Source organism: Protofrankia sp. Cas4 (assembly GCF_963555915.1).
Classification (GTDB): Bacteria; Actinomycetota; Actinomycetes; order Frankiales; family Frankiaceae; genus Protofrankia.
This window is the reverse complement of the sequence record NZ_CAUVXL010000006.1, coordinates 1,509-23,751: the sequence shown is the minus strand read 5'-3', so window position 1 is coordinate 23,751 and position 22,243 is coordinate 1,509. Positions and strand designations below refer to the sequence as shown.

The 22,243-nt window shown below is 68.5% G+C and carries 18 protein-coding genes, 1 tRNA gene and 1 pseudogene; 8 read left to right on the top strand and 12 right to left on the bottom strand.

From position 1 onward, the window contains the following. Window positions 1-70: 70 nt before the first annotated feature. Window positions 71-153 (top strand) — tRNA-Leu (locus U9979_RS00415). Window positions 154-496: 343 nt separating this feature from the next. On the opposite strand, the gene U9979_RS00410 is transcribed toward U9979_RS00415, so the two are convergent. The 4 genes from U9979_RS00410 to purS all read right to left on the bottom strand — a co-directional run bounded on the left by U9979_RS00410 (window position 497) and on the right by purS (window position 5,124). Further along, window positions 497-2,968, bottom strand: a complete 2,472-nt coding sequence (locus tag U9979_RS00410) for an EAL and GGDEF domain-containing protein (protein WP_322777781.1) — start codon at window positions 2,966-2,968, stop codon at window positions 497-499. 192 nt (window positions 2,969-3,160) lie between these two features. Then, window positions 3,161-3,910 (bottom strand): HNH endonuclease family protein, encoded by a 750-nt coding sequence (locus tag U9979_RS00405; RefSeq protein ID WP_322777780.1) that lies wholly within the window; start codon window positions 3,908-3,910, stop codon window positions 3,161-3,163. Window positions 3,911-4,031: 121 nt separating this feature from the next. Continuing rightward, window positions 4,032-4,382, bottom strand: a complete 351-nt coding sequence (locus U9979_RS00400; RefSeq protein WP_322751793.1) for a rhodanese-like domain-containing protein — start codon at window positions 4,380-4,382, stop codon at window positions 4,032-4,034. A 475-nt stretch (window positions 4,383-4,857) separates the two neighbouring features. Beyond that, window positions 4,858-5,124, bottom strand: coding sequence for a phosphoribosylformylglycinamidine synthase subunit PurS (gene purS, locus U9979_RS00395; RefSeq protein WP_322751792.1), 267 nt, complete (start codon window positions 5,122-5,124; stop codon window positions 4,858-4,860). 201 nt (window positions 5,125-5,325) lie between these two features. Between purS and larE the strand changes: the two are divergent. Further along, window positions 5,326-6,144: pseudogene (larE, locus tag U9979_RS00390) on the top strand (ATP-dependent sacrificial sulfur transferase LarE); the annotation flags it as partial. A gap of 132 nt (window positions 6,145-6,276) precedes the next feature. Here larE and U9979_RS00385 read toward each other — a convergent pair. Further along, a complete protein-coding gene (locus U9979_RS00385; RefSeq protein WP_322777778.1) occupies window positions 6,277-6,696 on the bottom strand; it encodes a hypothetical protein in 420 nt (139 codons plus the stop codon). 308 nt (window positions 6,697-7,004) lie between these two features. On the opposite strand from U9979_RS00385, the gene U9979_RS00380 reads away from it, so the two are divergent. Continuing rightward, window positions 7,005-7,412 (top strand): cold-shock protein, encoded by a 408-nt coding sequence (locus U9979_RS00380; protein WP_322751789.1) that lies wholly within the window; start codon window positions 7,005-7,007, stop codon window positions 7,410-7,412. A 62-nt stretch (window positions 7,413-7,474) separates the two neighbouring features. Here the strand turns inward: U9979_RS00380 and U9979_RS00375 are convergent, their stop codons facing one another. The 4 genes from U9979_RS00375 to U9979_RS00360 all read right to left on the bottom strand — a co-directional run bounded on the left by U9979_RS00375 (window position 7,475) and on the right by U9979_RS00360 (window position 11,411). Further along, the gene (locus U9979_RS00375) at window positions 7,475-8,296 is read right to left on the bottom strand and encodes a 1,4-dihydroxy-6-naphthoate synthase (RefSeq protein ID WP_322754308.1); all 822 of its coding nucleotides are present in this window, start codon (window positions 8,294-8,296) and stop codon (window positions 7,475-7,477) included. Window positions 8,297-8,310: 14 nt separating this feature from the next. Further along, the gene (mqnB, locus tag U9979_RS00370; RefSeq protein WP_322777777.1) at window positions 8,311-9,321 is read right to left on the bottom strand and encodes a futalosine hydrolase; all 1,011 of its coding nucleotides are present in this window, start codon (window positions 9,319-9,321) and stop codon (window positions 8,311-8,313) included. A gap of 66 nt (window positions 9,322-9,387) precedes the next feature. Beyond that, on the bottom strand, window positions 9,388-9,849 hold the full coding sequence (locus U9979_RS00365) for a hypothetical protein (RefSeq protein WP_322777776.1): 462 nt from the start codon (window positions 9,847-9,849) through the stop codon (window positions 9,388-9,390). Window positions 9,850-9,875: 26 nt separating this feature from the next. After that, window positions 9,876-11,411 (bottom strand): MFS transporter, encoded by a 1,536-nt coding sequence (locus U9979_RS00360; protein WP_322777775.1) that lies wholly within the window; start codon window positions 11,409-11,411, stop codon window positions 9,876-9,878. Window positions 11,412-11,504: 93 nt separating this feature from the next. Between U9979_RS00360 and U9979_RS00355 the strand changes: the two genes are divergently transcribed. The 4 genes from U9979_RS00355 (at window position 11,505) to U9979_RS00340 (ending at window position 18,435) form a co-directional block, all read left to right on the top strand. Continuing rightward, on the top strand, window positions 11,505-12,581 hold the full coding sequence (locus tag U9979_RS00355; RefSeq protein ID WP_322777774.1) for a DUF3027 domain-containing protein: 1,077 nt from the start codon (window positions 11,505-11,507) through the stop codon (window positions 12,579-12,581). A gap of 103 nt (window positions 12,582-12,684) precedes the next feature. After that, entirely contained in the window at window positions 12,685-15,009 is a 2,325-nt protein-coding gene (gene purL / locus U9979_RS00350; RefSeq protein ID WP_416219084.1) for a phosphoribosylformylglycinamidine synthase subunit PurL, read from the top strand. A 188-nt stretch (window positions 15,010-15,197) separates the two neighbouring features. After that, window positions 15,198-17,054 (top strand): glycoside hydrolase family 15 protein, encoded by a 1,857-nt coding sequence (locus U9979_RS00345; RefSeq protein ID WP_322777772.1) that lies wholly within the window; start codon window positions 15,198-15,200, stop codon window positions 17,052-17,054. A gap of 364 nt (window positions 17,055-17,418) precedes the next feature. Further along, window positions 17,419-18,435, top strand: a complete 1,017-nt coding sequence (locus U9979_RS00340; RefSeq protein ID WP_322777771.1) for a hypothetical protein — start codon at window positions 17,419-17,421, stop codon at window positions 18,433-18,435. Window positions 18,436-18,665: 230 nt separating this feature from the next. Here the strand turns inward: U9979_RS00340 and U9979_RS00335 are convergent, their stop codons facing one another. Next, the gene (locus tag U9979_RS00335; protein ID WP_322777770.1) at window positions 18,666-19,352 is read right to left on the bottom strand and encodes an ABC transporter permease; all 687 of its coding nucleotides are present in this window, start codon (window positions 19,350-19,352) and stop codon (window positions 18,666-18,668) included. Between the two features lie 133 nt (window positions 19,353-19,485). Between U9979_RS00335 and U9979_RS00330 the strand changes: the two genes are divergently transcribed. Then, window positions 19,486-20,781, top strand: coding sequence for an ATP-binding cassette domain-containing protein (locus tag U9979_RS00330; RefSeq protein WP_322777769.1), 1,296 nt, complete (start codon window positions 19,486-19,488; stop codon window positions 20,779-20,781). A gap of 64 nt (window positions 20,782-20,845) precedes the next feature. On the opposite strand, the gene purQ is transcribed toward U9979_RS00330, so the two are convergent. Together purQ and U9979_RS00320 are read right to left on the bottom strand one after the other, a co-directional pair. After that, window positions 20,846-21,565 carry a phosphoribosylformylglycinamidine synthase subunit PurQ gene (gene purQ, locus U9979_RS00325; protein ID WP_322748922.1) on the bottom strand — a complete coding sequence of 240 codons (720 nt, stop codon included), beginning with the start codon at window positions 21,563-21,565 and terminating at the stop codon, window positions 20,846-20,848. 53 nt (window positions 21,566-21,618) lie between these two features. Next, window positions 21,619-22,095, bottom strand: coding sequence for an ATP-binding protein (locus U9979_RS00320; protein WP_322748923.1), 477 nt, complete (start codon window positions 22,093-22,095; stop codon window positions 21,619-21,621). Window positions 22,096-22,243: the final 148 nt, after the last annotated feature.

The following is a 22,243-nucleotide window of genomic DNA, read 5'->3' as shown; positions in this document are numbered from 1 at the left end:
TATGCTTCCAGCCTCATGCCGCCCACGGCTCGGGCCGCGTGGATCGCGTGATAGCGTGATAGTCGCACTCGGGCGAGTGGCGGAATGGCAGACGCGCACGGTTCAGGTCCGTGTGTCTTAACGGACGTGGGGGTTCAACTCCCCCCTCGCCCACGCGTTGGTTGATGTTGGTCGCCGACCTTTGGTCGGCTTTCCGGGGGGCGGGATGTCTGCCCGGGGGGGCGACCCCCCGGACCCCCCGGTGCGGGGCTGCGCCCCGCGCTGGTTTGTGTTGGTCGCCGACCTTTGGTCGGCTTTCCGGGGGGCGGGATGTCTGCCCGGGGGGGCGACCCCCCGGACCCCCGGTGCGGGGCCGGGGCACGCACCTCGCAGCCTCGCTCCTCCGCCATGCACGCACCCCGGCCCTGCGCCGCCGCGTCCCCTGTTGCCGGTCGCTCTTTGCCGGCATTCCGGGGAGCGGGATGTCTGCCCGCGTCTCTACCATTGCCGGGCACTTTCAGCGGGGCTGATCGGCTTCGGACGCGGGCCAGGTTGGGCCGGTGGTGGGTTGCAAGGCGGGGAGGTGCGGTCCCGGGCGGGCGAGGTGGCACCCCTGAAGGAGATCGCAGCGCAGGGTGCTGAGGGCAGCGAGCTGGGCGGGGGTTTCGATGCCTTCGGCGATGGCGGTGAGGCCGAGGGTGTGGGCCAGGTGGATGACGGCGGTGACGATGGCGTGGTCGGTTGGGTCGTCGGTCATTGTGCTGATGAATCGGCGGTCGATTTTGAGGCCGTCGAGGGGGAGGCGGTGCAGACGGCTGAGGGAGGAGTGGCTGGAGCCGAAGTCGTCGATATAGAGGGTGATGCCCAGGGCGCGTAGGGCATGGAGGGTGGCGGTGACGGCGGCGGTGTCGTGGATGAGCGTGCTTTCAGTGATTTCGAGGCAGAGTTGGTAGCGGTCGTCGGGGTTGGTGGTGTGCAGGAGATGGGTGAGGCCGGGCAGGAAGTCGGGGTCGGTGAGCTGGCGGGCGGAGACGTTGATGGTGATGTGCGGTGGGGGGATGGGGGGCGGTCCGGTCGTCCAGGTGGCGGCGGTGTGGCACGCGGTGTGCAGGGCCCAACGGCCGAGGGGTGTGATCAGCCCGGTGTCTTCGGCGAGGGGGATGAAGATGTCGGGGAGCAGGAGGCCGCGGGTCGGGTGTTGCCAGCGGATGAGGGCTTCGGCGCCGATGGTGTCGCCGGTGGGGTTGAGGATGGGTTGGTAATGGAGGCGGAGTTCGCCGGGGGTGGCCAGGGCGTGGCGGAGGTCGTTTTCGGTGGTGAGGCGGTCGAGGAGGCAGGCGCGCATGGCTTCGTCGAACAGGAGGTGATGGCCGCGGCCTGAGTGTTTGGCGGTGTACATGGCGATGTCGGCGGCGCGCAGGATGTCGTCGGGGTCGGCGAGTTCGGGGCTGGAGATCGCAATACCGACGCTGGCCGTGATGGTGACAGTGCGGCCGTCGAGCGTGGTGGGTTGGGCGAGGGCCGTGACGACGCGGTCGGCGATGGTCTGGAGGGTGGGGGCGCTGGTGATGTTCCCGCAGAGGATGGCGAATTCGTCGCCGGAGAGACGGGCGACGGTGTCGTGAGGGCGGACGGCGTGTTGGAGCCGGGTCGCGATTGTGCGCAGGAGCTGGTCGCCGGTGTGGTGGCCGAGGGAGTCGTTGACGGTTTTGAAGCCGTCGAGGTCGATGAACAGGATGCCGACGCCGGTGCGGGTGAGGGCGTGATGGAGTCGGTCGAGGAGCGCGGTTCGGTTGGGCAGGCCGGTGAGGCTGTCGTGCCAGGCGTGGAAGCGGGCTTCGCGTTCGACCTGGAAGCGGGCGGCGGCGGCGGCGAGGATGGTGGCGACGGCGTCGATGAATGCGCATTCGCGGGCGGCGAACGGGCTGCTGCGGTGGACGGTGAGAATGGCGGTGGGGTGCTCGGGCGGGCCGATCGCGACGGTGAGTTCGCCGGGGGCGTTGGTGCCGGGTGGGGGTGTTCCGACGTGGACGGCCAGGTGTGGTCCGGTGTGGCCGGGGTGCTGTTCGTGGATGGTGACGCTGTCGGTGTGGAGGTGGTCGGCGATTGCGGTGGCGGAGGCCGTCCACAGGGGGTCGGGTTCGAGGCTGGTCAGTGCGCGGCGGCCGAGGTCGGCGACAATCTGCTGTTCAGCGGCGCGGATTCGTAGTTCTGTCAGAGCTTTTTCGCGTTCGGTGACGTCGGTTGCGACGACCGCCACTGATGTCACCGCCCCGTCCGCGGTGAATATCGGCACCATGTGCGTTTCGAAATGGCGGCTGTACACCTCGATGACACCACAGACGCGCTCGCCGGTCAGCGCACGTCGGGCCATGGGCGTGACGGGCAGGTCCTGGAAGGTTTCGACGATTGTCGATCGTCGATCGGGGTCCACCCGGGCGGCGTTCATCTCGCCGTCGGTGAACACGATGCGACCGTTTGGATCCATCAGGAACAACGCCACGGGGGTGTTGTCCAACAACAGCCGCAGGTGGTGGTGGGCGGTCATCTCCTGGGTGATGTTCTGGAACTGGCTGAGGTAGTACGGCTCCCCGTCCGGACCGTCGCGCAGAAGTATCGCCGTCGCCAGGACGTGCACGGTCGAGCCGTCCGGACGCGCGAAGCGGACCACGCGCTGCCCGCCCGGCCATCCGTCGGCCTGATGCCCCGTCTGCCCGTCGGCCTGCCCACCCGCCGCGGACTGTCGCGTGGTCACCAGCTGGGCAGCCCGGTCCGCCGGATGGAGCAACATGTCCCAGCTCATGGTGAGCAGCTCGCTCGCACTACGTCCCAGGATCCGGCATGTCGCCGCGTTCACCCGCTGCACTCGGCGATCGGTCGTACCGACGGCCAGCATCCCGATGTCCAGGCGGTCGAACAGATCCAGACGCTCTCCCGCCTGCCCCATGCTGTCCTCACCACCTGCCTGCGTCCAACGACCCGCAGCCACCTACGTGCAGCCACCTGCCTGCGTCCAACGACCCGCAGCCACCTACGTGCAGCCAACCCGGCCGCGCGGGTCGCCTGGAGGCGGGTCGGCTGGGAATTACTCGCGCCCAGCCCCATCTTGGTAACGAACACGTTAATTGTACTTGAATAGTTGCCCGATGTGACGCCTGGGGGTTGACGTGGATGTTCGGGGTCAGCCGGCGGGCCTCCCGCCGAGCGTCGGCTGCGCCCGGCACTTACTGAGCACCTTGGCCATGGCGTCGCGTTCGGCGGGCTCCAGCCACAGGCCGTAGCGGGCTTTCACGCCGATCTGGCGGGCCACGTACTGGCACCGGTATCCCTGATTCGGCGGTAGCCACTGTGCAGCATTATCATCGCTTTTATCCTGATTCGCCGGACCGTCGACCGCCAGCAGATTCTCCGGGTCATTCGCGAAACTGACCAGTTTGTCCGATGGCCATGAGGCGGCCCCGGTGCGCCAGGAATTCGCCAGCGCGACGACGTGGTCGATCTGGACGGCGGCAGCGGCCCGCGTCCTGTTGAAACGGATCGTCCGGTTGGTATAAGGATCTTTGAGCTCGCCGGTCAGAACAATGCACGGGTCTGCCTGCTTGACGGTCACCAGTGTCAGGTCCCGGTGCAGGACGTCGTTCCGTGTGTCGCAGCCGTTGCCGTCGACGTCCTGCCAGGGATCGCCGAACGCGTCCCGCCGGTACTGCGGCGAGGTCGTCGCGGCGTGGACCGGTATCGACCCCAACGTCGCGAGGGCGCTCCCGGCGGTGACCTGCCCATTTTGTCCGGCGCCCCCGAGCCCGCCGGCGTTGGCGGCCGACGCATCGTTGAGCGAGCCGCAGGCGGCCGCGGCGAAGGTGAGCCCGAGACACAGCGCGAGCCCCACGGCCAGCGCCCGCGCGGTCGACATGGCGGGGTTGTCATGGTTCATGATGTCCAGTGTCGCGCCAGGAGCGCGCTCATCGTCCGATATCCACAGCTGACGATCGGTACGCCGCGGATGCAAAGGCGTGTCCACAACAACGACCGCTGACTTGACCGAAAGGCGCTGGTCAGATCACAGCCGGCGGCTGCGGCGTGGCGTTCTCCATCGGGCGGCCCGCCGCATCCCAGGCGATCATCCCACCGTTGAGGTTGCGGACACGCCAGCCGGCCCGGTGCAGGTAGGCCGTGACCGCGGCCGAACGCTGGCCTGACCGGCAGACAACCACCACGTCCCGTTCGCGCGGCACCTCGTCCAGGCGCTCGAGGAGTTCGCCCATGGGGATGTGGACCGCACCGGTGACATGTCCGGCGTCCCACTCCTCGACCTCGCGGACGTCGAGGAGCAGGATGTCTGCATCCGGCGACAGGTTGACCGGAAGTTGATCAATGGCGACTGAAGGTACTTCGTCCGTGCCCACCCGCCCATCCTGTCACCGGCTCCCGTGATGAGCCGTGGGCCTCGGTGTCGGGTGTCCGTCCGGCGGCCGGCGTCCGGCGTTGGGCCCGGGTAGCTGGGGGCTCGCGTCCCGGGAACAGGCGGCTGTGGTCACCGAAGGGCCTGTGGAGTTCTCGGGGGCGGACGTCTGGTGGCACCGTCAGGAAGGTGGAATCACTCGATGTTGAGTCGTCAGGCGCCGGTGCGGACGGGCCGTGGATCATCTGCCCGTGGTGCGGCGGAATCGTCCCATTGGCGCATCTGGTGGCCTGCGACGACGAACCTGATGCCTGGGTCGCTGTCTGTGACTCATGTGGACGCCGGGTCGCGTTCGTCTCGCCGGCCGACCCGATGGCTCCCCCCGGATAGCGCCTCCCGGATAGCGCCTCCCGGATAGCGCCTCCCGGGACGGTGCCCCGATCCACGCCCCTATTGCCGGGCACTATTGCCGGGCGCTCTTACCGGGGTTGGGCGGCGGGTGCGGGTTCAACCCGGACGACGTAGTCCTCGATCACCGGATTGGCCAGTAGTGCGGCGGCAAGCTGCTCGATCATGGCGAGGGCGTCGGCATCCGCCTCGCCGTCCACCTCCAGCTCGAACCGCTTGCCCTGGCGCACCCCGACGATGCCGGCCACGCCCAACCGCGGCAATGCGGTGAGCACCGCCTGCCCCTGCGGGTCGAGGATCTCCGGTTTCAGCATCACGTCCACTACGACCCTGGCCATGGCGCAAGACCCTATCCCCAGGCGCCGTCTCAGGAGTCATCCCGGCAGCATCGAAACAGGCACCGGGCATGCGTCCGGCGCCGGTGGGTCACTACCCTCGGATTCGTGTTGGCTTCTGTAGCAGGGAGATCCGTGTTGTCGGAACGGGTGCCGGAACTGTCGTCGGGACGGGTGCCGGAGCCGGTGGGGGTGGATGGCCGGGTCCTGGCCGGTCGCCTTGACGATCTTGCCGTGAGGCTCGCCGAGCTCGGATCCGTACTGGTCGCCTTTTCCGGTGGGGCGGATTCGGCGTTCCTGCTCGCGGCCGCGGTCCGGGCGCTCGGTGTCGACCGGGTTGTGGCCGCTACGGCGATCTCCCCCTCTCTGCCGGGGACGGAGCAGCGGGCGGCCGGCGACTTCGCGGCGGAGCTCGGGGTCCGCCACCTCACGCCGGCCACCAACGAGATGGGACGCGACGGCTACCGGGCCAACGGTCCGGACCGGTGTTACTTCTGCAAGGCGGAGCTCACCGAGACGCTCCGCCCACTCGCGGAGTCCCTCGGGCTCGCCCATGTGGTGACCGGCACGAACGCGGATGACGCGGTGGCTGGCTTCCGACCGGGTATCGGCGCGGCGGCCGCCCGGGGGGCACGGACCCCGCTGTTGGACGCTGGTCTGACCAAGGCCCAGGTCCGCGAAGCGTCCCGGTGGTGGGGGTTGTCGACCTGGGACAAACCGGCCGCGGCGTGTCTGGCAAGCCGCGTCGCCTATGGGATCACGGTGTCACCGGCACGTCTTGCTCGCGTCGAACGGGCCGAGGCGGCGTTGCGGGCGGCAGTGCACACAGCCGGGTTGGGCGTGCGCAACCTGCGGGTACGTGACCTTGGCACGGTGGCGATGGTCGAGGTGGACGCCACTCGTGTGCGGGCCCTGGCCGCGCGCCCGGAGCTGCTGGCGGTGATCGAGGGTTTCGACCGGGTGGAGGTCGACCCCCGCGGCTTCCGATCCGGCTCGATGAATGAGCTGCTACCGCGTTCCTAGCGGGCCAAAGGGCGCGCGACGATCGTCAGATCGCGTGCCCGGAGGCCGCACTCTCCGGAGTTAGCGGGCCAAAGGGCGCGCGACGATCGTCAGATCGCGCGCCCGCAGGCCGCACTCTCCGGAGCACTGACATCACGACGTGCCGCTGGGGGTCGGGTCGGTCGACTCCGTCCTGCGCGCCGGCTCTGTGTCGTCCGGTCCGGTGTCGTCCGGTCCGGTGTCGTTGTCCGGTCCTGCGTTGTCCGGTCCGGTGTCGTCGTCCGGTTCTGCGTTGTCCGGTCCGGTGTCGTCGTCCGGTTCTGTCTCGTCGACCGGAGCAGGGGAGAGCACCGCGGCCACGATTGCGATGAGCGCGATGCCGAAGCCGATCGTCAACCCACCGGCCGCGAGCACGTTCAGCCAGGTGGGCTGCTCGGTGACACCGAAGAAGAACGGGACGATAATGATCACGGTGGCGAGGAGGCCGATCGCGAAGACGCCGACCCCCAGCCGGACGAGCACGTCGACCAGTCGCCCTCGGGTGTTCCCGGGGAGCTCCCGCGGTACAGCCACCGATGATTGTGGCGCCGTGAGCCGATCAGGCCGATGGGGTTGTTGGGCAGCCACAGCCACCAGCCTACGGATCGCCGGGCGATCCGAGGTCGGCGGATGGCCAAAGGGCGTGCGATCGTGGTTTCTTCGCGCACTCGGAGGCCTTGAGCGAGCCCACGATGGTTCCAGCGCCCGTGATCAGTCACGATCGGCTGTGAGCGGCCACGAATAGGCACGGATGACCTCTCGCTGCCGTGTCCCCGGATAGCCTTGGAGACCTCGGCATCTCACTGGACAGTCTCCCTTCGCCACGCAGAACGAGGTCTCCTGTGCCCACCGGCAGAGTCAAGTGGTTCGACGTCGACAAGGGCTTCGGCTTCCTCAGCCGTGATGACGGCGGCGACGTGTTCGTCCACAAGGGTGCGCTACCGCCAGGGGTGGAGAAGCTCAAGCCGGGCGATCGGGTCGAGTTCGGTGTTGCCGCGGGTCGCAAGGGCGATCAGGCGTTGTCGGTGCGGGTGCTCGCGGCTCCGCCGTCGGTGGCCAAGAGCGCGGCGCACGCGGCCCGGCGCAGCCCCGACGAGCTGCACAGCATGATCGAAGATATGATCAAACTCTTGGACGAGGTACAGAACTCACTGCGTCGGGGGCGCTATCCAGATCGCCGGACAGCAGAGACGGTGGCCAAGGTCGTCCACGCGGTCGCCGACGAACTGGAGGCATCAGGGCCTGGCTGATCGGCGTGCGGTCACGGTCGGCGTGCGGTCGGGGTCGGCGTGCGGTCATGGTCGGAGAGCGGTCATGGTCGGAGAGCGGGCATCGGCGGGACGAGGCCGGCGGCGCCCGCCCGTCCCAGCAGCACCTCGACAGCCTCGTATCCTTCGTCGCCGAGCGATAGCGTGTAATCGTTCACATACAGCCCGATATGAGCGTTCACGACGTCGGCGTCCAGCTCCTGGGCGTGGTCCAGCACATAGGCGCGCGATGCCCGCGGGTCGGCCAGAGCCGCCGCGACGCTTGCCCGCACCATGGCGCAGAGCGCGGCGCCGTCGAGCCCACGCCGGCCGACGATCGCCCCCAGCGGAATGGGTAGGCCGGTCTCGGACTCCCACCAGTCGCCCAGGTCCGCCATCAGTGTGAGCCCGTAGGACGGGTAGGTGAACCGCGACTCGTGGATGACCAGGCCAGCGTCGTATCGCCCGTCCCGTACCGCCGGCATGATTTTTTCGAAGGGCAGGACGTCGATGTCGCCGACCCCATGTCCCAGCGCCCACAGCCGGAACAACAGGTAGGCGGTTGTGCGCATCCCCGGTATCGCGATGCGTGCGCCCGCCAGGTCGTCCCGGCCGCCGCCGGCGGTGAGCACGAGCGGTCCGCAGCCACGTCCCAGGGCACTGCCGGCGGACAGCAGTTGGTAGGAGTCCAGCAGCCACGGCAGCGCGGCGTAGGAGATCTTCACCAGATCGTCGAGGCCGGCGGCGGCGCGGGAGTTCAGCACATCGATGTCCGCGAAGGTCACCGTGACCCGCGGTGCGTCCGCAACGAGCCCGTGGGCCAGCGCGTGGAAGGCGAACGTGTCGTTCGGGCACGGCGAGATCGCCAGCGAGAGCGGGGACGGCATCGCTGACCGCGATGTCACGGCGTGCCGACCCCGGGAGCAGGCTTGACCGGTTCGGTGCGGCCGGTCCCGGTGCGGCCGGTCCCGGTGCGGCCGGGCGTGGTGCTGCCTGGCGAGGCGGGCAGCACGGTGGTGAGCGTGTCGATCCCGGCGGCGATCCCGGCGGCGATCCCGGCGGCGGCCGCGCTCAGCCCGGCGAGTGCTCCCGGCACGTCCCAGCTCGACCGCTCACGGCGACCGACCGCGTTACTGACCGCGCGGACCTCGGCGAAAGGCGTGTCGAACGCGGTGGCTGCGACACCGACCGCGTAGCCTTCCATGGCTTCGGCGGCCGGGTCGAACCGCAGCGCCATCGCTGCGGCCCGATGGTCGGTCCCGGTGATTGTGGACACGCTGAGGATGGGCCCGATCCTGATTGTCCGTCCGGTGCCGGCGAGAAGGTCGACGAGTAGCTGCACCACGTTCGCACGTGGGAGCAGCGTGGACGGCCCGAGCCCGAGCTCGTCCAAACCCAGGAACCCGCCGGTTCCGCCGCCGGCCTCCGATGTCGATCCGGCACCGGATCCGGCACCGGAGGCCGGTCCGGCGGGCGACGACCCCGGTGCGGGTTTACCCGAGGAGGCGTCGAGGCCGGACTCGGCACCGAGATCCGCGGCGATCAGTGCGTCCGCGACGACCAGGTCACCGATGCCGGCACGGTCGGTGAAACCGCCCGCGATGCCGAGGGAGATGACCAGGTCGAACGGCTCGCCCGCGGCGCGAGCGGTCGCCAGAGCGGTCGCGGTACCCGCCGCCGCCGCCGGACCGGCCGCTCCCGCGGCCAGGACGGTCACCGACCCGGACCGGCGTCCCAGGTAAGGGCCGAGTCGGACCGCGGTCAGCAGCTGGCGGTCCCACGACGGCACCGGGCCGCCGCGCGACGGTCCCGTGGTGGCGGGCGCGGTCCACGGCTGCCACATACCCATCATTCCGGCGCAGACGGCGTCAGCCTCCGGGTTGACCGCCGTGACCAGCAGGACCCGGTTCACGTGGACCTCGATGCGGGAACAAGAGCGACCGGGCGCATCTCGACCATGAAAGTGTCGACCATGAACCTATGGCTGGACGACGAGACGGAACTTCCAGCTTCCAGACGCCGGGCCGGAATCACTGCGCGGCACTTGGAAGATGGTCAGGGGCAGCTCACCGGCTCGTCCCGGCGTGGTCAGGTGGTAGTGCTGGTCCTTTATGGTGTCGGAAATTTGGACCTCGTTGGACTGGGCGTCGACGGATGTCAAGAAGTATCCGCGGTCGGCAACCGACTTCGGAACGTCGATGTTGATGATCTCTCCGGGGGCGGCGTGCAGCGCCGGGATCTGGTCGCTGGCGCCCTTGACCACCGTGCCGTCGCGGTCGTAGCTGGCGGCCTGCGCCTGCACGAAGCTTCGACCGGCCTGCATGGTCACCAGCGGCGTCGGTTGGTCGCAGCTGGCGAGTACCCCGACGAGCGCGCCGAGGACAGGGAGCACAGCCAGGCGTTGCCACCGGATGCGGGAGAGTAGCCGAGATACGGACACGGTCGGAGGTTATCGTTCAGGGCCGCTCAGATGCCGCCCGGATCGCGATCCGGGGGGTGGGTTCTCGGTCTCAGCAGGCCGGGCCGCGTCCCACGATCCGGGAGGACCGCGGTTTTCTGGAGTACTGCCGTGTCCGGGAGCACCGCGGTTTTCTGGAGCACTTCGGTGTCCGGGAGCACTTCGGTGTCCGGGAGCACCGCCGTGTCCGGGCGGATCGCCGGGTGCCTGAGCGCGAGGGTTCCCCCGGCGCTCGGCTCGGCCCAGGCCGCGGCCTCCGGTCGCCCTCGACGGACGCGGGCCGCTGCCCGTGACCGGTGCAGTGCCCTGGTCTCCACGAACATCGTGAACAGCACCGCCGCGGACGCCACGGCGAAGCCGAGCGTCCCCGGCATCTCGATCAGGCCGATCCCGGCGCCGGCAACCCATGCGAGCTGAATCGCGGTTTCTGAGCGGGCGAACGCGGAGTTCCGGGTGTCCTCGGCGATGTCCCGTTGGAGGATCGCGTCCAGACCGAGCTTCCCCATCGCACCGGCCATCGTCACCAGCAGGGCCGCCAGTAGCGATGTGAGCCTTGTGTAGTCGACGGCGGCGCCGAGGCAGCCCCCTGATGCCATCAGCAGCGACAGCATCAGCAGCGCCTCAGGCCGCCGGCGGCCCAGCCGCCCGCCGATGAAGACACCCAGGCCGCTGCCCACGCCCGCACAGATCGCCAGCGCACCGAGCCAGAGGTTGGTGCCGCCGCTCGTCCGCAGCAGAAACGCCAGATAGAAGGTGAGGAATCCGACCAGGCCGCGCAGCACCAGGGAGGCGCGAAGCGCGACCGGCAGCCCGCCCATGGCGCGCAGCAGACGGCCGGCCATGTCCCGGTGGTTGACGATGGCCCCTAGTACGAAGGCGCGTTTTTCACCTGCGGCGGAGTCGACGTGTTTGGGTAGGTTGAACGCCAGCAGGACGCCTGTCATGTAGACGATCGCGCAGGCCCGCAGCACCCACGGGTAGCCGACGTAGGGAATCTTGGCGATGGCCAGGCCGACCGGGGCGATCGCGGATCCCGCTGCGATGTTCACCAACGAGATCCGGGAATTGATCTTTACGAGGGACAGATTCTGGGGTGTGACGCGCGGGATGACCGCGCTGCGGGCCACTCCGAACGCCCGCGACAGCATGAGCAGGCCGAGCGCGAGGGGATAGACGGCCACACTGTGGTTGAGGGAGCCGGCGAGCTGCCAGGCAAGCATGCCGCGGGCCAGGCAGATTGCGGCCAGCGCGGTACGGCGACCATGGGCGAACCGGTCCAGGACAGGGCCGATCACCGGTGCCAGCAGGGTGAACGGCACCATGGTGATCAACAGGTACATGGCGACCTTCGACCGGGCCTCGCTCGTCGGCACCGCGAAGAAGAGCGATCCGGCCAGCGTCACGGTCACCAGCGCGTCGCCCGCCGCGTTGACGAAGGAAAGCTCGGTGAGGGCCGCGAGCCCCGACTGCTCGGCACCACCTCTGCGGCCGGACGCGCGCAGCCTGCGGATCCCTTTGGCGACACCACTGCCCACGTTCACCATCCTGAGTGTCCCCTCTCCCCAGGAGGGCCACCACGACCACGTAGCACAGTTCCGGAACCTGTAGGCGACAATACGTGCGTGGAGGCTCAGGATGTGCAGCTTGACCCGGCGGTGGTGCCAACATCGTCCGACTCTGGATCGTCCAATCAGGAAACGTCGAGCTCGGAAACGTTCATCTCGGACGGGACTGCGCCCGGTCCCCCGGCGTCCGAGTCTGCGACCCGGACGACCCGGACGACCCGGACCGCCCGCTCACCCGCGTCGAAGGCGCCCCGGACACCCCGAACACCGGGACCACCACGGGCGCCGCGTGCGGCCAAGGGGCCCAAGCCGCCCGCGCTGGACACCGCGTGTGCCGCAGCCGTCGAGGAGGCCCGGGCGGCCGCGGCCACCGAGGCCGATGATCCGGGCCTTGTCGGCGAGCACCTCGGCGTCGAGGCCGAGGACGAACGCCTTGTGCTGCACCGCTTCGCGTGTACGGCGCGCGCCTATCCCGGTTGGGTGTGGACGGTGGTCGTGAGCCGCGCATCGCGGTTGCGGAAGGTCACCGTGGATGATGTCGTGCTGTTGCCCGGCGACGGCGCCATGACCGCTCCACAGTGGGTGCCGTGGTCCCAGCGGCTGCGCCCGGGCGACGTCGGAGTCGGAGACCTGCTGCCGACCGCCGTGGACGATCCCCGTCTCACTCTGCGTCTTGGTGATGTCGAGGAGTTCGTCGACACCGATGCCTGGCATGAGCTCGGGTTCGGTCGTCCCCGGCTGCTGTCCGTGGAGGGACGTGACGAAGCTGCGACCCGTTGGTATGCGGGCGAGTCCGGTCCGGAGGCGTCGATTGCCCGGGTCGCTCCCGCGACCTGTCAGACATGTGGCTTTCACGTGCGTCTGGCCGGGATCCTCGGCCGCCTGTTCGGGGTGTGTGCGAACGAGATGGCCCCGGACGACGCTCGGGTGACTGCTTTCGATCATGGTTGTGGCGCCCACTCGGAGGCGATGGTCGCTCCCTCCGCGCATCCCGAGGCAGTTGTATACGACGACGATCCGTCCGACCTGGAATCGTCCGACCTGGAATTCGTCAGCGTATCGGCGCACCCGCCCGGCTCGGTTCCAGACGACGGCGCCGACGCACTCGCCGGTGACGCGGCAGGCCCGGAGCCTTACGGCCACTCCTGACGGCCGGTTGGATCGCCACGGTGGGGTCGCCGTCGTCGGGTTGTCGAGGCCGGGTTGTCGAGGCCGGGTTGTCGAGACCGAAACGTCCGGGAAGATGGATGACGTGACCGGCACACCGACCGTACCCACTGCCCCGTCCGCGCCCGACGCTGCCGGACCCCATGCCGCCCAGCCAGACGCCGCCCAGCCAGACGCCGCCCAGCCCCACAGGGAACTCGGTCTCACCGACGACGAGTACGCCCGGATCATCTCCACCCTCGGTCGGTTGCCGTCCGATGCCGAGCTTGCCATGTACTCGGTGATGTGGAGTGAACACTGTTCGTATAAGTCGTCCAAGGTGCACCTACGGCGGTTCCATGACATACCGGCCGGTGGGCGCATGCTCGTCGGGATGGGCGAGAACGCCGGAGTGGTCGCTGTCGGTGAGGGCCTCGCCGTCACATTCAAGATCGAATCACATAATCACCCGAGTTTCGTCGAGCCCTACCAGGGTGCGGCGACCGGCGTCGGCGGGATTGTCCGCGACATCCTGACCATGGGCGCCCGGCCGATCGCCGTCCTGGACCCGCTCCGGTTCGGCGATGCCGACGCACCCGACACGGCGCGGATGCTGCCCGGGGTGGTCGCGGGCATCGGCGGCTACGGCAACTGCCTGGGCCTGCCGACGATCGGCGGGGAAGTCGTCTTCGATCCGTCGTATCTGGGGAACCCGCTGGTTAACGCCTTGTGCGTGGGGGTGATGCCGGTCGGACGGGTACAGACTTCGGCGGCGACCGGAGTCGGCAACGCGGTCGTCCTGCTCGGTGCGAAGACCGGCCGGGACGGCATCGGCGGGGTGTCGGTGCTGGCGTCGGCGACCTTCGACGAGGGTGGCGGACCGGCGCGCCGACCAGCGGTGCAGGTCGGCGACCCGTTCACCGAGAAGATTCTCATCGAATCCTGCCTGGAGCTGTTCGAGCGCGGACTTGTCGTCGCCATCCAGGACCTCGGCGGCGCGGGGCTGACCTGTGCGCTGACCGAGACGACCGCCGCAGGCCTGGCCACCGGTGGCCCCGGTGGGATGACGGTCGACCTCGACCTCGTCCCGCTGCGGGAGGCCTCGATGGTGCCGCACGAGATCCTCGCGAGCGAGTCCCAGGAGCGGATGCTCGCAATCGTCACGCCGGACGCAGTGCCCCAGGTGCTCGCGGTCGCCGAACGCTGGGGCGTGCTGGCCACCCGGATTGGAACGGTCACCGACAGCGGTCGTCTTGTCATCCGGTGGCACGGTGAGGTCGTCGTCGACGTGCCGCCTGGCTCGCTCGCCGACGACGGGCCGGTGTACGACCGGCCGATGCGCAGGCCGGCGGACCTGGACGGGCTGCGGGCCGACGACCCCGCGGCGTTGCCGCGCCCGACCAGCGGAGATGACCTGCGCGCAACGTTGCTGACCATGATCGCCTCGCCGAATCTGTGTTCGAAGGCGTGGGTGACCGATCAGTACGACCGGTATGTGCAGGCCAACACCGTGCTCGCACAGCCCGAGGATGCCGGCGTGGTCAGGCTCTCCGACGAGACCGGCCTCGGCATCGCGCTGGCGACAGATGGTAACGGTCGGTATGCCAGGCTCGACCCGTTCGCAGGTGCGCAGCTCGCACTCGCCGAAGCATGCCGCAATGTGGCCGCGACCGGGGCCGTGCCGATCGCCGTCACGAACTGCCTGAACTTCGGTTCGCCCGAGGATCCGGAGGTCATGTGGCAGTTTGCCGAGACGACCCGGGGGCTCGCGGACGCCTGCCGCCAGCTCGGCCTGCCCGTGACCGGCGGTAACGTATCTTTCTACAACCAGACCGGATCGATGCCGATCAACCCGACTCCGGTGGTCGGTGTCCTGGGCCTCTTCGACGATGTGGCGCGGCGCGTCGCGATCGGCTTCACCGATGACGGTGACTCGCTGTTGTTGCTCGGCGAGACCCGCCCGGAGTTCGGCGGGTCCGAGTGGGCGTGGGTGGCGCATCGGCACCTGGGCGGGCAGCCGCCCGTGGTCGACCTCGCCGCGGAGAAGCTGCTCGCCCAGATCCTGGTTTCGGGTTCCCGCGACGGCATGCTGACCGCGGCGCACGACCTGTCCGACGGCGGCCTGGCATCGGCACTGGTCGAGTCCTGCCTGCGTGGTGGGCGTGGCGCCCGCATCGTTTTCCCCCGCGATGCGGACGTGTTCACCGAGCTGTTCAGCGAGTCGGCGGGTCGGGCGGTGGTGGCCGTCTCCCGATCGGAGGAGCTGCGGTTCACCGACATGTGCGGTGCCCGCGGACTGCCGTGCCGGCGTATCGGTGTGGTGGACGGCGACATCATCGACGTCCAGGACGCCTTTGCCGTCAGCCTCGACGAACTGCGGGTCGCCCACTCGTCCACCCTGCCCGGTATCTTCGGCGCCGCAACCACCTGAGTTCGTGTCTCGATCTGCCGATCTCAGTCCGGACCGATACCAATCACCCCCGTCCGTGGGTGATCCGTCACGCTCGGACGGTTTGGACCCCTGACCGTCGGGCAGCCCAGTTTCTGACGATGGATATCTCGGTCGCCGGGGCTGGCAGCTCAAGGGAGCCGCTGCCGAGCAGGACCACAGGGGGAGAGATGGACTATCCGCAGATTTCTGACCACGGGTTGATCGGGGATCTCCAGACCGCGGCGCTGGTGACGAAGGACGGCGAGATCGACTGGTTCTGCGCGCCCCGGTTCGATTCGCCGAGTATCTTCGCCTCCCTGCTGGACCGGGAACGCGGCGGCCAATTCACGATTGCGCCGACGGAGCCGGGCTATGTGTCGCGGCAGTTGTACCTGCCCGACACCGCGGTTCTTATCACCCGCTTCCTGACGGCCGGCGGCGTGGGTGAGCTCCTGGACTTCATGCCCATCGCGGACACGACCCGGCCCACCGACCGGCACCGGTTGGTCCGGGTCCTGCGGGTCGTGCGGGGGGAGATGCGCTTCGCGGTCGAGTTCACGCCACGTTTCGACTACGGCCGCGCCAGCCACACCGTGGAGGTGACCGGCGACGGTGCGATCTTCCGCGCCGGGGACCAGCGCATCACCCTGCACCCGGCCAGGACCGTCAGCTGGGACGGCGCGGAACGGATCACCGATCCGCGCGGTGACGGCATCCGAGGCACGGCGACGCTGAAGGCCGGCCAGGTCGGGGCCGTGATGATGGAGACCGGGGACGGCGACCCGCCGCACCGGCTCGCCCGGGACGAGATCACCTCGCTGCTCGACGACACGGTGCGGTACTGGCGGCGCTGGCTGGCCCGGTCGACCTACACCGGCCGGTGGCGCGAGCAGGTCCGCCGCTCGGCGATGACGCTGAAGCTCATGACCTACGCCCCCAGCGGTGCGGTGGTGGCAGCGCCCACCGCCGGGCTGCCCGAACAGATCGGCGGGGAGCGCAACTGGGACTACCGGTTCACCTGGATCCGCGACGCGTCGTTCTCGGTGTACGCGCTGTTGGGACTGGGCTACGTCGAGGAGGCACGCAGCTTTGTCGGGTGGCTGGCCAACCGGATCGAGGAGCAGGCCGGTGACGCTTCCGGACCCTTGAAGATCATGTACCGGGTGGACGGGTCGTCCGACCTGAGTGAGGAGACCCTCGACCACTTCGAGGGTTACATGGGCTCGGCGCCGGTGCGGATCGGCAACGGCGCGTCCGACCAGCTCCAGCTCGACATCTACGGCGAGGCGATGGACTCGATCTACTTCGCGGACCGTCATGGTGTCGCCCTCGGCCACGCCCGGTGGAACCGCGTGGTCGACATGCTGGACTGGCTGTGCGACCACTGGGACTCCCCCGAGGAAGGCATCTGGGAAACCCGCGGGGGCCGGCAGAACTTTACCTACGGCCGGATCAACTCCTGGGCCGCCTTCGACCGCGCCATCCGGCTCGCGGCCGAGCGGGCCCGGCCGGGCAAGATCCAGCGGTGGGCCACCGAACGTGACCGCGTCTACCGCCAGGTCATGGACCGGGGCTGGAACGACAAGCGGCAGGCCTTCGTCCAGCACTATGACACCGACGTGCTGGACGCCTCCCTGCTGCGCATGGTCCAGGTCGGTTTCGTCGTCCCCGACGACCCGATGTGGTTGTCCACCTTGAACGCGATGGACTCCGAACTGGTTTCTGACAGCCTGGTCTACCGGTACAACCCGGAAGCATCCCCGGACGGGCTCCGCGGTTCGGAGGGCACCTTCTCTCTGTGCACGTTCTGGTACGTCGACGCGTTGGCCCGATCGGGCCGGCTGGAGGAGGCCGGGCTCATCTTCGAGAAGATGCACACCTATGCCAATCCGCTGGGCCTGTATTCCGAGGAGATCGGCCTGACCGGCGAGCAGCTCGGTAACTTCCCGCAGGCCTTCACGCATCTCGCGCTGATCAACGCCGCGGTCAACCTCAACCGGCAACTCGACGCCTCCTACACCTCCGACGCCCAGATTCGGGACTAACCGTTCGGGACCAGCGGTGTTCCGGGGATCCCAGCCGGGTACCGGATCCCCCGGGGATGACGGCCGTCGGCCGTAGGTGGAAACTGCCGCTCCGGTGACCGCAATGACCTACCGCCCGGTTTCTTGGCCGTCGGCCGTAGGTGGAAACTGCCGTTCCCGTGACCGCAATGACCTACCGCCCGTGCTCTCGGCCGGCACCACCAGACCGATCCGGCGGAACGCGTCGTCTTCGGGCGCGGTTCAAACCTCGCCGCGGCGGATGTGATTAGGTCAGAAATGACTCCTGTGCTCGTCCCGTATCGGATATGCCTGTCATAGCGCAGAAAAAGCGCTCTCATGGTGGCTGGCTGACGGCGAGGGGACGATGGCACTTTCCAGAGCGGCGGCGGAACTCTATACCGAGATCGGGCCGGCACCGTCGAACTGCGGTGCATTGCGGAAGCGGCTCCGTATGGAGGATGCGCAGTTCGACGAGGCGGTGGCGGAGCTTGTTCTCGCGGGTATGGCGATTGCGGAAGGGCGGCGGATCCGCAGGGCCCCGAGTGACCGGACTCCACCGAAAGCTTCTCGCGATGCGCTTGTGGTCTTCGACCAGCTTCCGCCGGACGGCACTCCCGTCGGCGGCCTTCGGCTGCGCAGCGCTGTGAGAATCACGAACGACCGTTATCGACTGGCTTTGGACGAGCTCAAGACGGCCGGTCTCGTCCGGCTCGGGCGAGGCCGTGGGGGCACGATCGCTCGCGCAGACGATGTGCTCCAGACGCCGGACGACGAGGTGTTGGAAACGCACATAGCCGACGCGGGATTCGCCGCTGCCGGCCCTGGCCAGCTGGTACGCCGGGAGTCCGAGCTGTATCAGCCCTTCGTCGACTGGTACCAGAGTGAGATCGACACGGCTGGTCTCACCTTCAGCCACATCCGTGAGACCGCTTCCGCGCGCAGGCGGGTACGGGCCAGCGGTCAGTGGTCCCGGCCGGACGTCGCGGCGGTCGAAGTCTGGAGCTCGTATCTCCTGCCCGACGTCGTCCTCACGATTTCATCCTTTGAAATCAAACGGTCGGCCGAGGCCAATCGGCTGGAGTCGCTGTATGAGGCAGCAGCCCATGGGCGTTGGGCGCACTGCCCGAGCCTCGTTGTCGAGACGGCCTCTGAAGAAGACGAGGACAATCCGGTGTCCGACCGTGTTCTAGAGGAACTAGACAGACTGAAGTTGGGTCTGTATACGATGTACAATGTCGGGTTCGGAGCTTTTCGTGTGAAGCAGTACATACCGCCGTCGAGGCATGCACCCGACCCGGGCTACCTACACGATCTCCTGGAGTACTTTTTCTCCGACGACAAGCGGCAGTGGGAGAAGTACCGACTGGCGATCCGCCGCTGAGCGCGCGTGCCCGGTCGGAAAGGGCAGGCTGGGGCGAAGGCCGCAAGTAGGCGATTGCGGTGGCGATGTTTCCGCGGAATCCTCATGGTCCGGCGGTTGCGGAAGCTTCTGCACCACGTTCCAGCCCTCCTCGATCCGGGTACCCACCTGCGTGCCGAGGAGTACCCGCTGACGGCCGGCCGCACGCGTTTGACGAGCGTTCGTTCACACTCGACTATGCGTCCCGCTGATCACCAGCGGGGATGCAGGCGGCTGGGCCCGCAGCCAGCGGGCGTCACCAGCCGGCCGAGGCAGAGCAGCAGGCCCTGGACGATCAGGGCCAGCGCCACGACCAGCACCGTGCCGCCAACGGCCTGCGCGTCGTCGTGGTGGGCTAGACCGTCCAGCACGAGTCGGCCAAGCCCGCCGCCGCCGACGAGGGCGGCGATCGTGGCGGTGGCGATGACCCGGGCCACCGCCGTCCGCAGGCCTACCAGCAGCAGTGGTGCGGCCAGCGGTAGCTCCACCTGCCGCACCACCTGACCACCGGACATGCCCATCCCGACCGCGGCCTGTGTCACCGCCCTGTCAACATCGCGCACACCGATGTAGGCAGTGGACAGCAGCGGTGGTACCGCGATGAGGGTCAGCGCGACCGTGGCCGCGGTGTTGCCGAAGCCGAGCGGCCCGACGGCCAACAGCACGAGCACGGCGAATGCCGGCACCGCCCGTTCAACCGCGGAGCCGCCGACAGCGAGTATGCGGCCTCGCCCGACGTGCCCGAGCCACACCCCGATCGGTAGCGCGAGGGCGCACGCAATCCCCACGGACGCGGCAGTCACCGTCAGGTGTTCGATGAGGCGTCGGGTGACGCCGTTGTCGCCGTTCCAGTTGGTGCTGTCGCCAAGCCACGAGGCGGTCTGCGAGATTGTGCTCACACGGCGACGTTACCGGGATAAGTCGATACTGACCGGATAATCCGATAGAAAAGCTATGAAACACAAACGACGGCGCTGTGGGTTCCACGGTCGGAATGATCGCAATCGGTGCGGGAGGGGTTGGTCGGAGTCGATGGCGACTGAGCCGATGATTTCGCTTCGAGGCGTCCAGAAGCGTCACCTGGACGGGACGGTCGCTGTTACGAATCTCGATCTCGACGTGGCCGAGGGTGATTTCATCTGCCTGCTCGGGCCGTCCGGGTGCGGCAAGACCACAATCATTAATCTCATCAACAGGATGATCGAGCCGACGTCCGGCCAGATCCTCGTGGCCGGCGAGGATGTTGCCCGCGTGGATCCGGTCACGCTGCGCCGGCGCATCGGTCATGTCGCCGCGAGCGTCGGCCTGTTCCCGCACCTGACCGTCCGGGCAAATGTCGAAACGGTTCCCAGACTGCTGCGCTGGGCGCGGCCGCAGGTTCACGACCGCGGGCAGGAGCTGCTCGAACTGCTTGGGCTTGATTCAGCGGTCGTCGGCGACCGTTACCCGCATGAACTCTCCGCCGAGCAACGGCAACGGGCCGGTATTGCCCGCGCACTCGCCGCCGACCCGCTGGTACTGCTGATGGACGAGCCGTGCTCGGGCTTGGACCCGATGGCGTGTGAGCGGCTGCGTACCGATCTCGTTCTGCTGCACCGGGATATCGGTAAGACGATCATCTTCGTCACGCCCGACCTGGACGAGGCCGTGCACCTCGCGGACCGGATCGCGGTGTTCCGCCCTGGCGGTCTACTTGAGCAGTACGCCGCTGCCACCCGCGTCCTGGGAGCGCCGGCCACGCCGTTCGTCGCGGATCTCACCGGCTTCGACCGGTCGCTGCGTCGGCTCGCGGTCACCCCGCTGGGGGTGGCCGACACCGAACACCCACCGGTGGTGCGGATGGATACGTCGGCGGCCGAGACACTGCAGGCGATCGCCCGGCACGTGCCGGGCGGGTCCGCTCGTTCCGCTCGTTCCGGTGGGTCCGGTGGGTCCGGTGGGTCCGGTGGGTCCGGTGGGTCCGGTGGGTCCGGCGAGGGTAGCCGGGTGCGGGTCAGCACGGACGGCGCCGGCTGGGCGGTCGTCGTCGACCCGGCGTCCGGGGAGGTGCGCGGGTGGGTCGAGGCCGGGGAGCTGGCCGGGCATGGTCCGGTCGCGAGCGCGGCAGCGCTGCGTCCGCTCGCCGGTTGGGTGGAGCTGGGCGCCTCTCTGAAGGACGCGTTCGCCGTGCTCCTGGGCGACGACGCCGCCCGCATCGCCGTCTACGACCGGGACGACTACGTCGGCGTACTCACGCCCGCGTCCCTGCATGCGGCCCTGCGCCGCTCAGTCGAGGCCGATGTGGCCGATGTGGCCGATGTGGCCGGACTGGCCGGACTGGCCGTTTGAGGGCCTCCGGGTGCGCGCGAAAGGCATGATCGCGCACCCTTCGGCCGGTCGCGCCGGGAGTCGATCAGACGGCGAGAACGCCGGATGTCACCGACCGGAACATGGCCAGGCCGTCCGATCCCGGGCCGGTCAGCGGCTCGACGGCGTGCTCGGGATGCGGCATCAACCCGACAACCGTGCGTCCGGCATTGCAGACGCCGGCTATGTCGGCGACCGATCCGTTCGGGTTCCCGCCGAGATAGCGGGCAACCACCAGGTCGTCATGTTCGAGTTGGGCCAGTGTCGCCGGATTCACCACATAGCGGCCTTCGCCATGTTTCACGGGAATAACAACCTCCGCGCCGGCCGTGTACTCCGAGGTCCACGCGGTCGAGGCGTTTTCCACCCGCAGCCGCTGGTCTCGGCAGACGAAATGGAGGCCGACGTTACGGGTGAGTGCCCCGGGCAGCAGTCCGGCCTCACACAGCACCTGAAATCCGTTGCAGATCCCGAGGACGGGCAACCCGTCACGGGCCGCGTCCACGACCGCGCCGACCATGGGGGAGAAACGGGCTATCGCCCCGGCGCGCAGATAATCGCCGTAGGAGAACCCGCCGGGCAGCACCACCGCGTCCACCCCGGCCAGCTCGGTGTCACCATGCCAGAGCGCAACGGCCTCGCCGCCGCCGAGGCCGACCGCGCGAGCGGCGTCCCTGTCATCCAGCGAGCCGGGAAATGTCACCACGCCGATCCGGCGTGCTACCGATGACGCCCCGCCGACTGTTTCGTGCTGGCCACCGCTCATGTGGTCAGCCTACCGGCGATCAAGCGGCGGCCACGCGATCAGGACCCGGCCGGTCAGGACCCGCAGTGAGCCGGGGCGCGTTCGAGCCGGGTGGCGGGTGCGCTTTCATCCCACTGCAGCAGTTTTTCCAGATGAACCCGGATGCCGGGACGCGGCCCGTCCACAATATCGAACTGGACGCTGTCCATGAGCTCGTGCATGACATAGATACCACGGCCGTCTTCGCAGATCGTGTCATCGGCGGATGCCTCGAGAATCATGGCGTCAATCTGGAAGACGTCGAAGCCACCTCCGTTGTCCAGCACCTCGATGGCGGCCACCTGGTTGTCGACGTTGACCGAGACCTCGTACCAGTCATACGCCTGGGCGTGCTTCAGCACGTTGGCACATGCCTCGGTAAGCGCGAGTTCCACGTCGTCGACGCACTCCTGATGCGCGCCGAGAACCTTCAGTGACTGCGTGCACATCCGGCGGACAATAGGAATGGAGATCTCGTCCCGGGGAAGCGACAGCGAAAATCTGATCTCCATGTCCGAGTCCTACCCCGGCGAGTGACGGCTAACCTGCTTCGGCTTCTCGTCTGGCCAGAGGGTGTGCGATCTTGGTTTTTCGCACGCCCGGAGGCCCCTTGCGGGTGGCCTGGCCAAAGGGTGTGCGATCTTGGTTTTTCGCACACCC

What these genes read in the sequence shown, in the direction of transcription:
- U9979_RS00360 (WP_322777775.1), bottom strand. Translation starts at nt 11,411, where the DNA reads ATGGTGAACGTGGGCAGTGGTGTCGCCAAAGGGATCCGCAGGCTGCGC.
- U9979_RS00405 (WP_322777780.1), bottom strand. Translation starts at nt 3,910, where the DNA reads ATGAACCATGACAACCCCGCCATGTCGACCGCGCGGGCGCTGGCCGTG.
- U9979_RS00330 (WP_322777769.1), top strand. Translation starts at nt 19,486, where the DNA reads ATGGCGACTGAGCCGATGATTTCGCTTCGAGGCGTCCAGAAGCGTCAC.
- U9979_RS00345 (WP_322777772.1), top strand. Translation starts at nt 15,198, where the DNA reads ATGGACTATCCGCAGATTTCTGACCACGGGTTGATCGGGGATCTCCAG.
- purS (WP_322751792.1), bottom strand. Translation starts at nt 5,124, where the DNA reads ATGGCCAGGGTCGTAGTGGACGTGATGCTGAAACCGGAGATCCTCGAC.
- U9979_RS00375 (WP_322754308.1), bottom strand. Translation starts at nt 8,296, where the DNA reads ATGCCGTCCCCGCTCTCGCTGGCGATCTCGCCGTGCCCGAACGACACG.
- U9979_RS00320 (WP_322748923.1), bottom strand. Translation starts at nt 22,095, where the DNA reads ATGGAGATCAGATTTTCGCTGTCGCTTCCCCGGGACGAGATCTCCATT.
- U9979_RS00340 (WP_322777771.1), top strand. Translation starts at nt 17,419, where the DNA reads ATGGCACTTTCCAGAGCGGCGGCGGAACTCTATACCGAGATCGGGCCG.
- purQ (WP_322748922.1), bottom strand. Translation starts at nt 21,565, where the DNA reads ATGAGCGGTGGCCAGCACGAAACAGTCGGCGGGGCGTCATCGGTAGCA.